At 64.8% G+C, this 17,054-nt stretch carries 14 protein-coding genes; 11 read left to right on the top strand and 3 right to left on the bottom strand.

Features of this window, described 5'->3' with window-relative positions; genetic code table 11:
- Window positions 1-334: 334 nt before the first annotated feature.
- Both GGD65_RS14605 and ugpB read right to left on the bottom strand, forming a co-directional pair.
- A complete protein-coding gene (locus GGD65_RS14605; protein ID WP_183235853.1) occupies window positions 335-1,294 on the bottom strand; it encodes a phosphotransferase in 960 nt (319 codons plus the stop codon).
- A 233-nt stretch (window positions 1,295-1,527) separates the two neighbouring features.
- Window positions 1,528-2,868, bottom strand: coding sequence for a sn-glycerol-3-phosphate ABC transporter substrate-binding protein UgpB (ugpB, locus tag GGD65_RS14610; RefSeq protein WP_183235701.1), 1,341 nt, complete (start codon window positions 2,866-2,868; stop codon window positions 1,528-1,530).
- 184 nt (window positions 2,869-3,052) lie between these two features.
- Here ugpB and GGD65_RS14615 point away from each other — a divergent pair, with 184 nt between their 5' ends.
- From GGD65_RS14615 to GGD65_RS14665, 11 genes are all read left to right on the top strand, one after another.
- Window positions 3,053-4,048: a TRAP transporter substrate-binding protein gene (locus GGD65_RS14615; RefSeq protein ID WP_018316846.1), complete on the top strand. Its 996-nt coding sequence runs from the start codon at window positions 3,053-3,055 to the stop codon at window positions 4,046-4,048.
- Window positions 4,049-4,054: 6 nt separating this feature from the next.
- On the top strand, window positions 4,055-6,133 hold the full coding sequence (locus tag GGD65_RS14620) for an ATP-binding protein (protein ID WP_210311080.1): 2,079 nt from the start codon (window positions 4,055-4,057) through the stop codon (window positions 6,131-6,133).
- Window positions 6,103-7,848: a DUF3369 domain-containing protein gene (locus GGD65_RS14625; protein WP_038970747.1), complete on the top strand. Its 1,746-nt coding sequence runs from the start codon at window positions 6,103-6,105 to the stop codon at window positions 7,846-7,848. The genes GGD65_RS14620 and GGD65_RS14625 overlap by 31 nt, the downstream gene beginning before the upstream one ends.
- A 10-nt stretch (window positions 7,849-7,858) precedes the next feature.
- Window positions 7,859-8,596, top strand: coding sequence for a response regulator (locus GGD65_RS14630; RefSeq protein ID WP_018316843.1), 738 nt, complete (start codon window positions 7,859-7,861; stop codon window positions 8,594-8,596).
- Window positions 8,597-9,029: 433 nt separating this feature from the next.
- Complete coding sequence (locus tag GGD65_RS14635; protein ID WP_018316842.1) at window positions 9,030-9,641, top strand: sigma-70 family RNA polymerase sigma factor; 612 nt, start codon at window positions 9,030-9,032, stop codon at window positions 9,639-9,641.
- 487 nt (window positions 9,642-10,128) lie between these two features.
- Window positions 10,129-10,827 carry a cytochrome c biogenesis CcdA family protein gene (locus tag GGD65_RS14640; RefSeq protein WP_183235702.1) on the top strand — a complete coding sequence of 233 codons (699 nt, stop codon included), beginning with the start codon at window positions 10,129-10,131 and terminating at the stop codon, window positions 10,825-10,827.
- Between the two features lie 31 nt (window positions 10,828-10,858).
- Complete coding sequence (locus GGD65_RS14645; RefSeq protein WP_183235703.1) at window positions 10,859-11,419, top strand: thioredoxin family protein; 561 nt, start codon at window positions 10,859-10,861, stop codon at window positions 11,417-11,419.
- Window positions 11,420-11,528: 109 nt separating this feature from the next.
- A complete protein-coding gene (locus GGD65_RS14650) occupies window positions 11,529-12,506 on the top strand; it encodes a hypothetical protein (RefSeq protein ID WP_183235704.1) in 978 nt (325 codons plus the stop codon).
- Between the two features lie 90 nt (window positions 12,507-12,596).
- Entirely contained in the window at window positions 12,597-13,571 is a 975-nt protein-coding gene (locus GGD65_RS14655; protein ID WP_183235705.1) for a hypothetical protein, read from the top strand.
- A 357-nt stretch (window positions 13,572-13,928) separates the two neighbouring features.
- Window positions 13,929-14,522 (top strand): L,D-transpeptidase, encoded by a 594-nt coding sequence (locus GGD65_RS14660; protein ID WP_018316837.1) that lies wholly within the window; start codon window positions 13,929-13,931, stop codon window positions 14,520-14,522.
- 87 nt (window positions 14,523-14,609) lie between these two features.
- The gene (locus GGD65_RS14665) at window positions 14,610-15,647 is read left to right on the top strand and encodes an amino acid ABC transporter substrate-binding protein (protein WP_026201740.1); all 1,038 of its coding nucleotides are present in this window, start codon (window positions 14,610-14,612) and stop codon (window positions 15,645-15,647) included.
- A gap of 206 nt (window positions 15,648-15,853) precedes the next feature.
- Here the strand turns inward: GGD65_RS14665 and GGD65_RS14670 are convergent, their stop codons facing one another.
- Window positions 15,854-16,993, bottom strand: coding sequence for an acyl-CoA dehydrogenase family protein (locus GGD65_RS14670; RefSeq protein WP_183235706.1), 1,140 nt, complete (start codon window positions 16,991-16,993; stop codon window positions 15,854-15,856).
- Window positions 16,994-17,054: the final 61 nt, after the last annotated feature.

Raw genomic sequence — 17,054 nt, forward strand, 5'->3', positions numbered from 1 at the left:
CAACGTTTTTGGTTGGAACCGGATTCGCAAGGTTCGTGCCAGAGCTTAACGGATGTTTACGATCAAGTTAATGAACTGATATCGCTTATGAAATGTCGATTTAGGCGCGTCGCGGCCTTCGTCTCGATCTCCCGATATTGCATACAAAGATACAGATTTGCCTATTCAATGAGCTTAATTTGATTGGCGCCCGCCCAATAAGCACGGCTGCCATCCGGGGCGATGCGCAGCATCGAGCCCGGAATCCATCGGGCGGCAGCACGCACAGGATCATGGATTCCGGGCTCGCCGCTCCGCGGCGCCCCGGAATGACGGAGAGAGGTGGGGCCGGCGCTCACCCCGCCCAGATCAGCTCCTGCAGCTCGACCAGATCGTCCGCCTGCTCCTGCCAGCCCGCGATGCAGATGTGGCTGTTGAGGTCGCTGGCGCGGTGCAGCAGCATCAGGGCCATCAGCCGGCGCTTGAGCGTGTAGTCGAGCTTCGCATAGCCGAAGCCTTTGAGCAGGCTCTTCACCCTTCCCGGCCGGCCCGCCGCCATGAACGCCCCGGGGCCGAGCAGGTCGTAATCGCGCCATCCCGCCAGCACGTCCCCGAAGTCGAACAGGCCTTTGAGCGACCACTGGCCGTCATCGCAGGCGAGCAGGAAGTTCTCCGGAATGTACTCGCCGACCAGAAAGACCGGCGGCGCATCCAGCGGGATGAGCTTTTCCGCATCGCACAGGAGATCATCGAGGCCGGCAAGAAATTTCGGCGCGAGGCCGAGACGCGTGTGCCGCGCCCTGCAGCCCTGCATCTGGGCACGCATGAAATCGTCCCAGCGCGGCTCGATCTCTGCAAGCGGCCCGAGCGGGGCGCGCTGGACGCTCGCAATGGTCTCGCCGATCTGGCGCAGCAGGCGTTCCTTCTGCGCTTCCGGCAGGTGCGGCCACACCTCCGAGCCGAGCGTGCCTGATAGCCGCGTGATGACGAGATAGGGCCAGCCGTCGCGTATCCCTTCCGCGACGATCTCGGGGATCGGCAGATCGAGATGGCCTTTGAGCTGCATCAGCGAGCCGCGCTCGGAGACGAATTGTGCGTACAGCATCGGCGGGAAGATTTTGAGGATCGGCCCCTCGCCGAGGCCGACGACGAGGTTGGTGCCGGTCGCGAACACATGCGGCGCGCTGATATCGAGACCGTGGCTGCGCGCAATGTCGAGCGCGATCGGAAGCCATTGCGAGGAAGCGGAGCGAAAGGCGCGGAAGCTTTCGGCGTCGGTGAAAGCCGGGAGTTGTTGCGATGGAGCGTTAGTCATCATCGTTACGAGCTTGATTGATTCGTCAGTGCGAGCCGAGGAGACGGTGCACCTCTTCCGCTTGCGGGGAGGTCGACGCGAAGCGTCGGGTGGGGGCTCTCTCCCCGCGGGGACACTCTCCGCAGACGTCAGGCAATCCCAGCGTGGAGAGCGCCCTCTCCCCAACCCTCCCCCGCAAGCGGGGGAGGGAGCGCCTCCCGCGCGGCCACAGCGAAGCCCAATCGCAACATGCACTACCGTTCCGGGCTGGCGCGCTCGAACTGGCGCAGCAGTTTGTTGCCGCGCTCGACGGCGGAATCCAGGGCGGATTGCGCGCTCTTCTGGCCGGAAAAGGCCTGCTCCAGCTCGTCCTCGATCGCGCCGCGGATCAGGACGAAGGAGCCGAGCCGGATGCCCTTCGAATTCTCCGTCGGCGGGTTGAGCGTGATCTCCTCGAACGAGATCGACGAGCCCGGGTTGCGCTCGTAAAAGCCCTGCGCGCGCGTCAACTCGGAGGCGGCGCGGGTGATCGGCAAGTACCCCGTGTTCTGATGCCAGGCGGCCTGCACGCCGGGCTGTGACAGATAGGCGAAGAACCGCGCCACGCCCTTGTATTCCTCGCGCGGCCGGTCGCGCAGCACCCAAAGCGTGGCGCCGCCTATGATCGAGTTCTGCGGCGCGCCCTTCACGTCGGGCCAATACGGCATCATGCCGTAGCCGATCTCGAATTTCGAATTCGCCTTGATGTCGGCGCGCGTCGCCGAGGAGCCGATGAAGATGCCGCATTCGCCGCTCTGGAAGCGCGGCTCGGCCGCTTGGCCGCGGCCGCCATAGTCGAACAGTTTTGTCTTTTGCCATTCGGCGAGCTGGGCGATGTGCTTGACCACGACCGGATTGTTGATGGTCAGCTCGGCATCGAGCCCGGCAAAGCCGTTCCCGCGCGTCGCCAGCGGCAGATTGTGGAAGGCGGAAAAATTCTCGACATGGATCCAGGACGGCCATGATGTGGTGAAGCCGCAAGCAGCGCCGCGGTCGCGCAGGCGCTTTGCAGCGGCCCCCAATTCCGGCCAGGTCTTCGGCGGCGTCTCCGGATCGAGGCCCGCGTCGCGGAACATGGTCTTGTTGTAGTAGAGGATCGGCGTCGAGGAGTTGAACGGGAACGACAGCAGGTTGCCGGCCGCATCGGTGTAGTAGCCGGAGACGGCTGGCAGGTAGTCATTGAGCGAGAACGGCTCGCCCTGGTCCCGCATCAGGCTGAACACCGGATAGATCGCGCCCTTGGCCGCGGTCATGGTGGCGGTGGCGACCTCGTTGACCTGGACGATCGCGGGCTGGCTGCGCGAGCGGAAGGCGAAGATCGCCGCCGTCACCGTCTCGGTGTAGTTGCCCTTGTAAGCGGGCACGATGCGGTAATCGGACTGCGAGGCGTTGAAGTCCGAGGCGAGCTTTTCCAATTGCCGCCCAAGCTCGCCGGACATGGCGTGCCACCACGCGATGTCGGTGGCGGCGCGCACGGGCGCGGCCAATGAGAGGGCCGCCAAGGCGGCGACGAGCTGCAAAAGGCGCAATGCTGAAGTCACGATGGCGCTTCCCATGCCGCGCGACAAAGGCGGCTGCCCTGCTTAAGGCGCGGCATTTGCGGTTTCAACCGGGAATGAGCGCCGGCCGCGCCGCACAATTACACGGCCGCGCCGGGCGGGATGGCCTTCCCCCGACCATCTGCTAGATTGCATTGAACCTTTTGCCTCCGCCATAGACTCCACCACTGAGGGGTTGAGTGTGCCAGTGTTGAGCCGTGCCGAACTCTCGCGGACCGGAGTGATCGTCGTCGCGCTTCTGCTTGCCGTCTGTGCGACGGGCGCCGTCGCACGCGAATTTCGCGCCGCCGATACCCAGACCGAGGATTACCCGACCGTCCAGGCGCTGCGCTACATGGGCGCGCTGATCGCCGAGCGCAGCGGCGGCCGCCACGAGATCAAGGTGTTCCATTCCCGCCAGCTTGGCGAGGAAAAGGAGACCATCGAGCAGACCCGGGCCGGCGCGATCGACCTCAACCGGACCAATGTCGCGCTGATCGGCAACTTCGTTCCGGCGATGAACGTGCTCGCCATGCCGTTCCTGTTCCGGTCCATCGAGCACATGCAGAAGGTGCTGGACGGCCCGATCGGCAGCGAGATTCTGAACAGCTTCGAGCCCTATGGCTTCGTCGGGCTCGCCTTCTACGATTCCGGGGCGCGGTCGATCTACAATGGCGCCCGCCCGGTGAAGACCATCGCGGATCTCAAGGGATTGCGGATCCGGGTGCAGCAGTCGGAGTTGATGAGCCAGATGATCCGCTCGCTCGGCGCCGAGCCGGTCGAGATGCCCTATGGGCAGGTGCTCACCGGGCTCGCCAACCATCTGATCGACGGCGCCGAAAACAATTGGCCATCTTTCGTGACGACGGATCATTACACGCATGCCGGGCATTATACGCTCACCGAACATACGATGAGCCCCGAAGTGCTGGTGATCTCGCTGAAGGCCTGGCAGAGCCTGTCGCCGGACGACCAGAAAATCTTCCGGGAGGCTGCGCAGCGCTCCAGCCGGTTCATGCGCGAGAAATGGCGCGACCTCGAGGAGCAGTCGCAGCGCAAGGCGCAGGAGGCCGGCGTCACCATCATCAGGGATATCGACCGCAAGCCGTTTGAGGACGCGATGGCCCCGATCTACGCCAAGGCCGGGCGCGATCCCGCCGCGGCCGCGCTGATCGAACGTATTCGCAAGGTGGAGTGAGCCGCGTTGGCTGCACTTGGACATACCGAGCACCCAGACCGGCCGTCCGGCCCGATCGGACGGCTGCGCGCACGGCTGGTCGGCGTGCTGCGCGCGGTGCCGATCCGCTGGCGCATCCTGTCGATCGCGGCGCTGAACTCCGCCGTGGTGGTGGTGCTGGTGGGGATGATCTGGAACGGCGCGCAGGTGCTGGGCTCGGCCTGGGGCGACGTCCGCCAGGTGCGCGAGTCCGACCGGATCCTGGCGCTGCTCGAAAGCGAGACCGGGCGCCTGCACAATCTGATCCACCGCTACATCAACCAGCCGAGCCCCGACCTGTTCGCCGAAATCCTGCTGCTGCGCGAGGCGGTGTTGGGCACGCTGACCAACCGCGCCGCCAAGGACCCGATGCTGTCGGGCTCGGTCGAGGAGCTGGAGCGCACCACCGACCGCTTCCTCAACGGTTTCGGCGAGCTGCGCAGCGTGCAGGCCACCATTGCCAAGACCTATGAGGATCAGGTGCAGGGCCCGGCCAGGGACATGGCCGGCCTCTATTCCATCATCGAAGGCGCCACCGGCCATCGCGACGCGCTGATCTGGCCCTCGCTCGGAAAATCCCGCGAGGCCTTCACCGCGATGCTGGTGGCGGCCAATTCCTATTATCTGTCGCTGTCAGCGGGCGCGGCCGACGACGCGCGCCGCAACACCGAGACGATCGAGAAGACCATCCCCGTCATGATCGATCTCGCCGACAACGATCTGCAGAAGATGGCCTTGCGGCGGCTCGGGGCCCGCACCGCCGCACTGCGCGAGGGCTTTGCAAAGCTCTCCGAGCAGCTTGCCAGCCGCACCGAGCTGCTCCGCAATAGCATCGACGCCAGCCAGGCCGAGGCGATCGGCGCCATCGACGACCTCTCCACCAAGATGCGCAAGCGCGAGCAGAAGGCGCAGGAGACATTTGACCGCACGCTGGCGGACATTTCCCGCCGCGTCCTTTCCATCGCGGTGATCTTCCTCGGCATCATCCTCACCGCCGGCGTGATGATCGCGCTGTCGATCCGGCTGCCGCTGCAGCAGATCATGGCGGCGATGCGCGCGATCACGCTCGGCGACCTCGACCGCGAGGTGCAGGGCACCAAGGCCCGCGACGAGGTCGGGGCCATGGCGCGCGCGGTGGAGGTGTTCCGCGAGAACGCGATCGCAAAGCGCGAGACCGAGGACGAGCTGCGCGCGTCGAAGGAGAAGGCCGAGAGCGCGCTGCTCGAGCTCAATACCGCGCAGCAGAATTTGATCGATGCCGAACGGCTGGCGGCGCTCGGCGGCCTCGTCGCCGGCGTCGCGCATGAGGTCAACAACCCGATCGGCATCAGCCTCACAGTTGCCTCGAGCTTTGCCCGGCGCACCGAGATCTTCGAGGCCCAGCTCAAGGGCGACGGGGGCCTGCGCCGCTCGCAGCTGGAGGAGTTCGTGCAGTCCTCGCGCGACGCCTCGCAGCAACTGGTCGCCAATCTGCAGCGCGCCGGCGAGCTGATCCAGTCGTTCAAGCAGGTCGCGGTCGACCGCTCCCATGCCGAGCGGCGGCAGTTCTCGCTCAGCGAGGCCACCGACCAGATCATCGCCAGCCTGCGCCCGGTGCTGAAGCGCTCGCCGATCACGCTGCAGGTCGACGTGCCGGAGGGGCTGCTGCTCGACGGCTATCCCGGCTCCTATGGCCAGATCCTGACCAACCTCTTCCTCAACGCCGCCAATCACGCCTTCGCCGACGGGCGTGCCGGCACGATCATCATCCAGGCGCGGCCGCGCGGGACCGAGGACGTCGAGCTTATCTTCACCGACGACGGGGCCGGCATGACCCCCGACGTGCAGCGCCAGGCCTTTGACCCTTTCTTTACCACCCGGCGCAATGAAGGCGGCACGGGACTCGGGCTTCATATCGTCTATAACCTCGTCACCCAGCAGCTCGGCGGGCGCATGATGCTGGAATCCAAGCTGGGACAAGGCACCACTTTTCGCATTATCATGCCCCGGGTCGCCAAGGGCGGCGCGCAAAGCACAGAAAGTGACGGGACTTCTCAATGGCCGAACAGGACGATGTCCTCCACCTGATCGACGATACCGGTACCGCGTCGGAGGATGCCAACGCCCGGAAATGGAAGATCGCCGTCATCGACGACGATCCGGCCGTGCATGACGGCACCCGTTTTGCGCTGTCCGACTATAGCCTCAACGGCCAGAGCCTGGAGATCCTGTCGGCCTATTCCGCGGCGGAAGGCCGCAAGCTGATGGCCGAGCACAGCGACATCGCCGCCGTGCTGCTCGACGTCATCATGGAGACCGACGTCGCCGGCCTCGAGCTGGTCGAGTTCATCCGCAACGAGATCCGGAACGAGACGGTGCGCATCATCCTGCGCACGGGACAGCCCGGCCAGGCGCCCGAGCGGCGCGTGATCGTGCAGTACGACATCAACGACTACAAGGCCAAGACCGAGCTCACCGCCGACAAGCTGTTCACCTCGCTGACCGCGGCGCTGCGCTCCTATCAGCAGCTTGAGCGCATGGTGCAGACAAGGCGCGGGCTCGAGATCATCATCGACGCGGCCTCGACGCTGTACGACTTCAAGTCGATGCAGCGGCTCGCCGAGGGCGTGCTGACCCAGCTCGCCTCGCTGCTCAACGTCGATTGCGCCGGTATACTGGTCTTGCGCGACAATGGCGGCATCGACCCGGAGCTCTCGGTGCTCGCCGGCAGCGGCTGCTACAGCCGCTTCATCGGCACCACGACGTCGAAGGCGCTCGACCCCGAGCTGCGCGAGATGGTGGAGGCCGCGTTCCAGCGCCGCAAGAACGAATTCGCCGACCACCGCAGCGTGATCTATTTGCGCACCGGATCCGGCCGCGAGGTGGTGGTGCTGCTGCAGGCCGAGCGCGAATTGTCCGAGACCGATCGCTCGCTGGTCGAGATCTTCTCCTCAAGGCTCTCGATCGCCTTCGACAACGTCATCCTCTACCAGCAGCTCCAGGCCGCCAACACCCAGCTGGAGGACCGCGTCGCCCAGCGCACCCGCGCGCTGATGCAGGCCAATCGCCGCCTCTCGGCGCAATGGCTGCGGCTGCAGCGCGCCAACGGCTTCAAGAACGAGATTTTGGGCACGGTCGCGCACGATCTGAAGAACCCGCTCGGCGTCATCCTCGGCCGCACCGAGATGCTGAAGGAGCTGATCTCGACCGGCGCCTCGGAAAACGGCGTGGTCGCCCAGGTCGACCACATCCGCGACGCCACCAAGCGCCTGACCACGATGGTCGACCATCTGATCTCGGATGCGATGGCTGACGCCTTCGACATCACCATCCGCCGCGAGCCGGTCGACGTCGCCGCCCTGGTCAAGGAGGTCGCCGAGGCCAACCAGCCGCTCGCCGTCAACAAGCAGCAGGCGATCAGCGTCGCCGCGCCGGCCAACATCGTCACCATGTGCGACACCGACCGCATCCGCGAAGCCATCGACAATCTCATCAGCAACGCCATCAAATACTCACCAATCGGCGGCAAGATCGACGTGGTCGTCAGCCACGAGGGCAGCGACACCGTCGTCCGCGTCAGCGACGAGGGCGCCGGCCTGTCGCCGGAAGATCTCGGCCGCCTGTTCGGCCGGTTCCAGCGGCTGTCGGCCAAGCCGACCGCAGGCGAGAGCTCGACGGGGCTTGGGCTCTCCATCGTCAAGCGTATTGTCGACATGCATGGCGGCGAGGTGACCGCCGACAGCGAAGGGCCCGGCAAAGGCTCGACCTTCACCATCACCCTTCCCGCGACCGAAATGCCGTGATCTCAAGACCATGACCCAAAGCCAGCACATCATGATCGTCGACGATGAAGCCCCGGCCCGGGAGATGGTCGGCGATTATCTCAAGATGCACGGCTTCACCGTGACGCTGTGCGACGGCGGCAAGTCCTTGCGCGCCGCGATCCAGGGCAGCATGCCTGATCTCGTCGTGCTCGACCTCAACATGCCCGAGGAAGACGGCCTCTCGATCATCCGCGATCTCAAGAGCCGCATCAACGTGCCCGTCATCATGCTGACGGCAACCGCGAGCCCGATCGACCGCGTGGTGGGGCTCGAGCTCGGCGCCGACGATTACGTAGCCAAGCCCTGCGAGCTGCGCGAGCTGATGGCGCGCATCCGCTCGGTGCTGCGGCGGAGCGGGCCGGCCAAGGCCGCCGCGCCTGATGCGGCGGCGGCGAAATCCGACAAGGAGCAGCTGGTACGGTTCGGGACAAAGTGGCTCGACCTCGAAGCCCAGGCCTTGCGCGACGACGAGGGCAACGAGCATCCGCTGACCGCCTCCGAGTTCGGATTGCTGAAAGTGTTCGCGGCCAATCCGAAGCGCGTGCTATCGCGCGAGCGCCTGCTGGAATTGGCTAACGCGCGCGACGCCGAAGCCTTCGACCGCGCCGTCGACCTGCGCATCATGCGCATCCGCCGCAAGATCGAGCCCGATCCGGCAAAACCCGCCGTGATCCGCACCATCCGCGGCGGCGGCTATCTGTTCTCGCCGGCGGGCGAGAAGGCGTAAGTCGCGCGGGCGGCAGCCGCGGTGCCGTAGGGTGGGCAAAGCGAAGCGTGCCCACGCGTCTGTCGCCATATCGGAAAGATCGTGGGCACGGCGCGCAAACGCGCGCCTTTGCCCACCCTACGAGATCACCGTCCCGGCTGCCTGTGCCGGCCCCGGGACGACGGCAGTGGGTCTGGCGCGACCGAACGCAAGTCACCGAGATTCGTTCCGTGGCGCCTCCGTCCGGCTCAAAACCCTACCCCCGTATTTTCCGTACATTGAAATTCCACGCTTTTTCGTCCCGAATGTTTCGTCATCCCTTCTCCGACGAAACAATTTGGCGGCGCACGAAACCATTTTCCGCTTTTCGTGCAGACGTCCCGAAACGTTGGCTCATTAACACTTTGGTCCAAGGAAACGCCGCTCGGTCGCGGCGCTACGGGGAGCCAAGTCAATGCGGAACGTCATCGCCATCAACGCCCAGGCCAGCCAGAGCATCATCGCCGCTCAGGCGACTTCGGACGACATGCTTCTCGAAAGCATTGCCGACGGCAACCGGACGTCGATGCACATCCTTTATTGCCGGCACAGCGTGCGGGTGTACCGCTTCATCCTGCGCATCGTGCGCGACGCTACCGCGGCCGAAGACCTCGTCAGCCAGGTGTTCCTGGACGTGTGGCGGACCGCCGGCCAATTCCAGGGCCGCTCGCAGGTTTCGACCTGGCTGCTCTCGATCGCCCGCTTCAAGGCGCTGACCGCGATGCGCCAGCGCCGCTTCGAGGACATCGACCAGGAGGACGTGCGCCAGATCCCCGACGATTCCGACACGCCGGAGACCTCGCTCGACCGCAGCGACACCAGCGCCATCCTGCGCGCCTGCGTGCAGAAGCTGTCGCCCGCGCATCGCGAGATCATCACCCTCGTCTACTACCACGAGAAGTCGGTGGAGGAGGTCGGGCAGATCATCGGCATCCCCCAGAGCACCGTGAAGACGCGGATGTTCTACGCCCGCAAGCAGCTGGCCGAATTGCTTAAGGGTTGCGGCGTCGAGCGCTTCGCTGCCTAAGTTAAATGAACTCAAAGGGATAGGGCCGCCGATCTGGCCCTCTCCCGGGACACGGAAGTGTTACTGCCGACGAAACAATTGAAACAAAGCACAACATCAGGCGGAAAAACTTCCCTCCTATAAAGCTCACATACGGTTTCGTTAAACCTCCCAAGACTTCCAGCGACCCGGACGGGATGCCCCCCTCCGGGTCGTTTTGTGTTTGGGCTTGAAGTGGCAGCCTCGGGCTCCCGCCTCTCCCGCCTGCGGGAGAGGCCGACGCGCCCCGGGCGATGCGAAGCATCGTCCCGCGCGCGGCGGGTGAGGGTTCTTTCCTCTGGGGGGATGTCCCGTCGCGGAGAGACCCCCACCCCAGCCCTCCTCCGCAAGCGGGAGAGGGAGCGCACCGGCCGTGCGATTGGCAGCTCCCGTCACGAAGCCGTGACGCTCCGTAACGACCGCTCCATGCCGCCCGAACCATCCTCGTGACCTCCTTCACGAGTGCCCCATGCTCGAACTTGTCTTCGCCGTCCTTGCCGGCATCCTCACCATCGCCGCGCCCTGCACGCTGCCGATGCTGCCGATCCTGCTTGGCGCCTCGATCGGGCGCGCGGGACATCTGCGCCCTGCGATGATCGCGCTCGGCTTCGTCATCTCCTTCTCGGCGACCGCGCTGCTGCTGGGCGCAATCACCCGCCTGTTCGATTTCGATCCGAACGTGCTGCGCGAAGCCGCCGCGATCCTGCTGCTCGGCTTTGGCCTGCTGATGCTGTGGCCGGCGCCGTTCGAATGGCTGTCGAGCCGGCTCAATGGCTGGCTCGATCTCGGCAACACCGGCGCTACCCAGCGCGAGGGTGCGCTCGGCGGGCTCATCCTCGGCACCACGCTGGGCCTGGTCTGGACGCCATGCGCCGGCCCGGTGCTCGGATCGATCCTGACGCTGGTTGCGACCTCGAAGAACCTCAGCTGGGCCGGCACGCTGCTGATCGCCTATGCGATCGGCGCCGCGATCCCGATGCTGGGAATAGCCTATGGCGGGCAGGCCGCGACCACGCGGGTGCGCAGCCTGGCGCGGATCTCGCCGCGGCTGCAGCAGGGCTTTGGCATCGTCGTGATCGGCTTCGCGCTCGCCGCCTATTTCCAATACGACACGCTGATCGTGGCGTGGCTCACCGGCTTCTATCCCACCGGCCAGATCGGCCTGTGATCATCCCTCATCTTCACCGGAGGACGCTTCCATGACTTTCAAGCTGCTTGCCGTCTCGGCCGCCCTGATCGGCTTCACCGTTACCGGCGCCGTCATTCCCGGCATCTGCGAGGAGGCCGCGCGCGCCGCGCCAATCGTCACCGCCGCAGGCCAGCAGACCGCGCCCGACTTCACCGGCATCACCAACTGGTTCAACTCGAAACCACTGAGCATGGCCGGCCTCCGCGGCAAGGTCGTGCTGGTCGATTTCTGGACCTATGGCTGCGTCAACTGCGTCAACACGCTGCCGCACGTCACCGAACTCTACGCCAAATACAGGGACAAGGGCCTGGTCGTGGTCGGCGTGCACACGCCGGAATTCCCGTTCGAGCGCTCGGCCTCCAACGTGCAGGCCGCGCTCAAGCGCCACGGCATCACCTATCCGGTGGCGCAGGATAACGATTCGAAGACCTGGAACGCCTACAGCAACCAGTATTGGCCGGCGCAATACATCATCGACCAGCACGGCAAGATCGTGTTCCAGCACGCCGGCGAAGGCCGCTACGACGAGATCGACCGCACCGTGGCGAAGCTGCTCAACGCCAGCAGCTGAGCACGACGGCCAATCCTGAGGTTGCGGCAGGGACCAGACACTCTTCTTGCTTGACTCCCCCGGGCCGTTCGCGGAGCTTCCGCCGCGACGGGGGAGTTTGACGCACGCAATGACCGACGTAACGACCGGAAGCGAAGTTCGTCTCCGCAAGAATACATCTTCCGAAGGTCGCCTTGTTGGGGCTGGCTTGGCGACCTTCGTATTGTTTATTTCTGTTTGCAACCTCGCAACCTGGAACGGATACGCAGAAATCGTTGCAGCGTTGGTCGGCCTGGTGATCGGCGTTGCAATGCTCTACGAAGCAGCCTTCGGCGCCGATGAGCTTTGGACCATCGCCCTAGACATGATCGTCGTCGAAAAGACGCGACCATTCGGCCAGCCTAACACCCGATTCATCCGGAGAGAGGAGATATCTGGAATTCGGATCAATCGCGACAAGGCCGACCCAACGTGCTTCCGCCTCGCTTTGCAGCTGACGTCAGGTGAGCGCCTGATCTCGCCGCAGCTTCCGGAGGTCACGCACGTCCGTGAGACCACAGCGCGGATCGCCGAACAGCTAAGCTTCGTCGATATCGACCCTCCGGTGAACCCGCTTGACGCCACCAATTTGGAGATGCGGATCGGCGAACCTGTCCGAAAGGCCGCCGGCACGGAGCGGCGAATCGTCGCCCTGATCATCGCGGGCCTCTGCGCCATTCGCTATGCGTACAGATTCTGGAACGGCGCGCCTCTCACGACTGCCGAAATCATATTCGGGGTGGCCGTCGCCGTCATTGCCCTCCTCTCTTTTCGATATGCGCACACGTCCGCCGGCGCATTCTGGATTGTCCACCACGGCGAACTGCGCGTCGAACGGCTGACACGTGACGGCAAGCCAATTGTTGATACGATCACAGGCAGCGACGTTGCTACGATTGGGCTGGCGCCCGACAGCAGGGCCGAGGGGGAGCTCTACGTCGTCAGGATCGACCTTTTGAGTGGGCAGAAGTTCCTCAGCCAGAGCATCGGAACGAAGGAAGAGACGCAGGCGGTGAGCGACGAGATTGCCCGACGGCTGGGGATCGCTCCTGAAGGGGTGTGCCGCTGAGTCACATGACCGGCGCGAGTCTCGCCCTTGTTGCTTGACTCCACGGACCCGTCCGTGGAGTTTCCAACGCGACGGAATCAGCCGCCCGCGATGGACGATACAACGACCGCTCCCGACATCCGCCTTCGTGAAGGCTCCTCGATCGCGCAGCGGCTGGTGATGTCCGCTTTTGCGGCGGCCGTTGCGCTGTGCTTCACGCCCGGCCTGTTCACGCGCGACACGCTGGAGATCATCATCTCGGTGGTCGCGCTGCTGGTGGGAGCGGGATTCGTCGTCGGCATCATGATGGCGCCGGCGGTGGTGTGGATCATCACGGCGAACGAGATCCTGATCGGGCGGCAAAGTCCGTTCGGCAAGCTGCGCACGCGGATCGTCGCGAAAGACGACATCACGGCGTTGCAGGTTCCCGGCAGCAAGCGGGTGAAGGCCCGCTTTCAACTCGTCTTCACGCTGGCCTCGGGAGAGCGCCTGACGTCGCCGCCGATCTCCGACGTCACCCATGTTCGCGATACCGTGGCCCGGATCGCGACGCAGTTCGAGGTTCCCAATGTCGAGGAGCCCGTCAACCCGCTCGATGCCAGCAATCCCGAGATGCAGCTCGGCGAGCCGCTCGAGGCATTTTCCGCGCGGGACATCCGCATCGTGTCCCTGATCGCCGTCGCATTGTCCGCCCTGCCCTATGCCTACAAGCTGTGGCGCGGATGGCCGCCCACCCATGTCGATATCCTGCTGCTTCCGCTTGGTGTGATCGCGGCGTTCGCCGTGCATCGCTATGCCAACCTCGTCACCGGCGCGTTCTGGATCATCCGCGAGCACGACATCCGCGTCGAACGCCTGTGGGGCGACGGCACGCCGCGCGCCGATCATATCGAAGGGCACGACGTGAAGACGATCACGGTCGACCGTCGCGGCCGGTCCGAGGACGAGCACTGCATTGTCACGATCCGGTTGCACTCGGGGCGAAGGTTTCGCAGCCCGCGGATCGGCTCGCGGGTGGAAGCGCGCGCGGTGGGGACGGAGATTGTGCGGCGGCTGGGGATCGCGCCGGAGAGCAACAAGATCTGACATCGATGCCTGTTGGCTCAGGTGATCTAGCTGCGGGCTCGCTGCAACCTCTCCCGCTTGCGGGGGAGGTCGGCGCGTAGCGCCGGGTGGGGGCTCTCTCCTCTGGGGAGTCTCCCTAGAGGAGACACCCTCTCCCCAACCCTCCCCCGCAAGCGGGGGAGGGAGCGCACCCCGCCCAGCCGCAACATCCTAGGCTTTTCGCGCCATCCCCTGTTTGTGGCATTGCCGGGCGGGCGTCAAAAAACCAAAGCATTCTCGTGACATATCAGGACGGCGCGCCATCAACTTGCCATGAACATGCCCCTCAGGTTTGATGGTTCCGAATGATTTGCGCCGTGGCAGTGGGGAGAGCTTGAAATGACGGATTTTCGTCGCCTGACCGGGATGTTCGTGGCCGCGATCGGCCTGATCCTGTCCGCACCACAGGCCATCGCGCAGCAGCCCGACCGCGGCGACGAGCCGGGCTTGGTCGCCGACGACGGCTACCAGCTCGAGCCGGAATGGCAGAAGCAGGTCGTCTACTTCCGCACCACCGAGGCACCGGGCACCATCATCGTCTCGACCGCCGAACGGCACCTCTATCTGGTGCAGCCGGGCGGGCGTGCGATCCGCTACGGCATCGGCGTCGGCCGCGACGGCTTCCAGTGGCAAGGCCTCGTGACCATCACCAACAAGAAGGAATGGCCGGACTGGACGCCGCCGCCGGAAATGATCCAGCGCCAGCCCTATCTGCCGCGCTTCATGGCCGGCGGCCCCGGCAATCCGCTCGGGGCCCGCGCCATGTATCTCGGCACCACCGTCTACCGCATCCACGGCACCAACCGCCCCGACACGATCGGCACCAAGGTGTCCTCGGGCTGCTTCCGTCTCGTCAACAACGACGTCGCCGATCTCTATGAGCGCGTCCCCGTCGGCACCAAAGTGGTGATCCGGCAGAAGCCCGAGCTCTGAGGTTTTTGATCCGGGCATGGTCCTCCGGACCATGCTTGTCGCCTTCCCTCCTGATTCCTTTTCCCGATTTTTCGAGAGAGCAACATGATGCGCACTTTTCGAGGCGGCCTGCTGATCGGGCTCGCGGTCGCCGTGCTGGTCGCCGTTCTGGCCATCATCTACGAGTTCTACGATACCCGTACGCTGAAGCGCACCGTTCGCCGCGGCGAGGTGCTGTGCGGCGTCAACAAGGGCCTGCCGGGCTTCTCGTACTCCGAGGACAACAAGAACTGGACCGGCTTCGACGTCGATTTCTGCCGCGCGGTGGCCGCGGCGATCTTCAACGACCCGGGCAAGGCGAAGTTCATCCCGCTCGATGCAGGCGAGCGCTTCAAGGAATTGCAGAGCCGGAAGGTGGACATCCTCTCGCGCAACTCGACCTGGAGCATGGCGCGCGAGCTCGACTACGACCTCTATTTCCCCGCGGTTGCCTATTACGACGGTGCGGGCTTCATGCTGCCGCGTTCGCGCAACAAGGAGACCTCGCTGGACCTGACCGGCAGCAAGGTCTGCGTCCAGGCCGGCACCACGACGGCACTCAACGTCACCGATTACTTCCGTGCCAACAACATGAAGTATGACGAGGTGAAGTTCGACAAGCTCGACGACGTCGTGAAGGCCTACGACACCGGCAAGTGCGACACGCTCTCCGCCGACGTTTCCCAGCTCTACGCGCTGCGGATCAACCTGGCGAAGCCCGGCGACCACATGATCCTGCCGGATATGATCTCCAAGGAGCCGCTCGCCCCCGTGGTGCGCCAGCGCGACGACGACTGGATGATGATCGTGAAGTGGACGCTCTATGCGATGATCAACGCCGAAGAGCTGGGTGTCACCTCGGAGAACATCGACGAGGCCCTGAAGTCGAAGAAGCCGGAAGTGATGCGGCTCGTCGGCACCGAAGGCAATTACGGCGAGCAGCTCGGCCTCACCAAGGACTGGGCCGTCCGCATCATCCGCCACGTCGGCAATTACGGCGAGATGTACGAACGCAACATCGGCGAGAAGTCCAAGCTGAAGATCCCGCGCGGCATGAACCAGCTGTGGAACGCCGGTGGCGTGCAGTACGCGCCGCCGATGAGGTAAGGAAGAGGCGGCTCTCTCCGCTGTCGTCCCGGCGAACGCCGGGACCCGTACCGCGTGATCTATCGATAAGCACAGGTAACAGTACCGCGGAGAGACTCTTTAAACTCCGAGCCTTCGTCAAAGTACTTCCTGGGGTTATGGGTCCCGGCGTTCGCCGGGACGACACCGAGGGGTGAGGCGCGCGCTCGCGTCTCACGTCTATCGCCTCAATACCCCCGCGCCCGCGCCAGCTGCTCGGTGTGGTAATTGGCGTCGCCGAACAATTCCTCGCACACCCGGGCGCGCTTCATGAAGAAGCCGATGTCGAATTGGTCGGTCATGCCCATGCCGCCATGCATCTGCACGCCTTCCTGCACCGCGCGGGTGGCGGTGGTGCCGGCGCGGGCCTTTGCCACGGCGACGGCTGAGGCCGCCTTCGCGACATCGCCGTCCAGCGCCTGCAGCGCCTTCATGGTGGCGGCGCGGGTGATCTCGATGTCGACATAGAGCTCGGCGGCGCGGTGCTGCAGCGCCTGGAATTCGCCGATCAGCTTGCCGAACTGCTTTCTGTTTTTGAGGTACTCGACGGTGCGGTTAAAGACCTCGTCGCTCAAGCCCACCATTTCGGACGCGACCGCGCCACGGCCGATGTCGAGCACGCCGTCGAGCAGCGCGGCGCCCTGATCGACCTCGCCGAGCACGCTGTCGGCATTGACCTCCACATTCGCGAGCGCGATCCGCGCCGCATTGTGCGAATCGACCATGATGGTGCGCTCGATTGCGACGCCCTTGGCTTTGGGGTTGACCAGGAACAGCGTCAAGCCTTCGCGCTCGCCGGCGGAGCCGGCAGTGCGCGCGGCCACGATGAGCAAATCAGCAACATGGCCATCGACGACCAGCGCCTTGGCGCCGGAGAGCTTGAAGCCGTTGCCGGCGCGCACGGCCTGCAGACTGGTCTGCAGCGGACGATGCTTGGGGCCTTCGTCGATCGCCAGCGTCGCGAGCAGCGAGCCGCTCGCGATCTTCGGCAGATATTCCGACTTCTGCGCAGCATTGCCGCCGCGGTTCAGCGCCGAGGCCGCGACCACGCTGGTGGCGAGAAACGGCGACGGCATCAAGGTGCGGCCGATCTCCTCCATCACGACACCGGCCTCGACATAGCCGAGCCCGCTGCCGCCGAATTCTTCCGGCACCAAAAGGCCGGCAAAGCCCATCTCGGCAAAGGAATGCCAAAATTCCTTGGAGAAGCCGGTGGGGTCTTTGCTGTCGCGCAAATGGCGCAGGTGCGACACCGGCGCCTTGTCGCTGATCAGCCCGTGCGCGCTATCGCGGAGCATTGATTGTTCTTCGGTGAGGACGAGGGCCATGGTGTGTTTCCGATTCGAAATCTATTTGGTTCGTCATTCCGGGATGGCCCGAAGGGCCAGG

The organism is Bradyrhizobium sp. CIR18 (genome assembly GCF_014198295.1).
GTDB lineage: Bacteria > Pseudomonadota > Alphaproteobacteria > Rhizobiales > Xanthobacteraceae > Bradyrhizobium.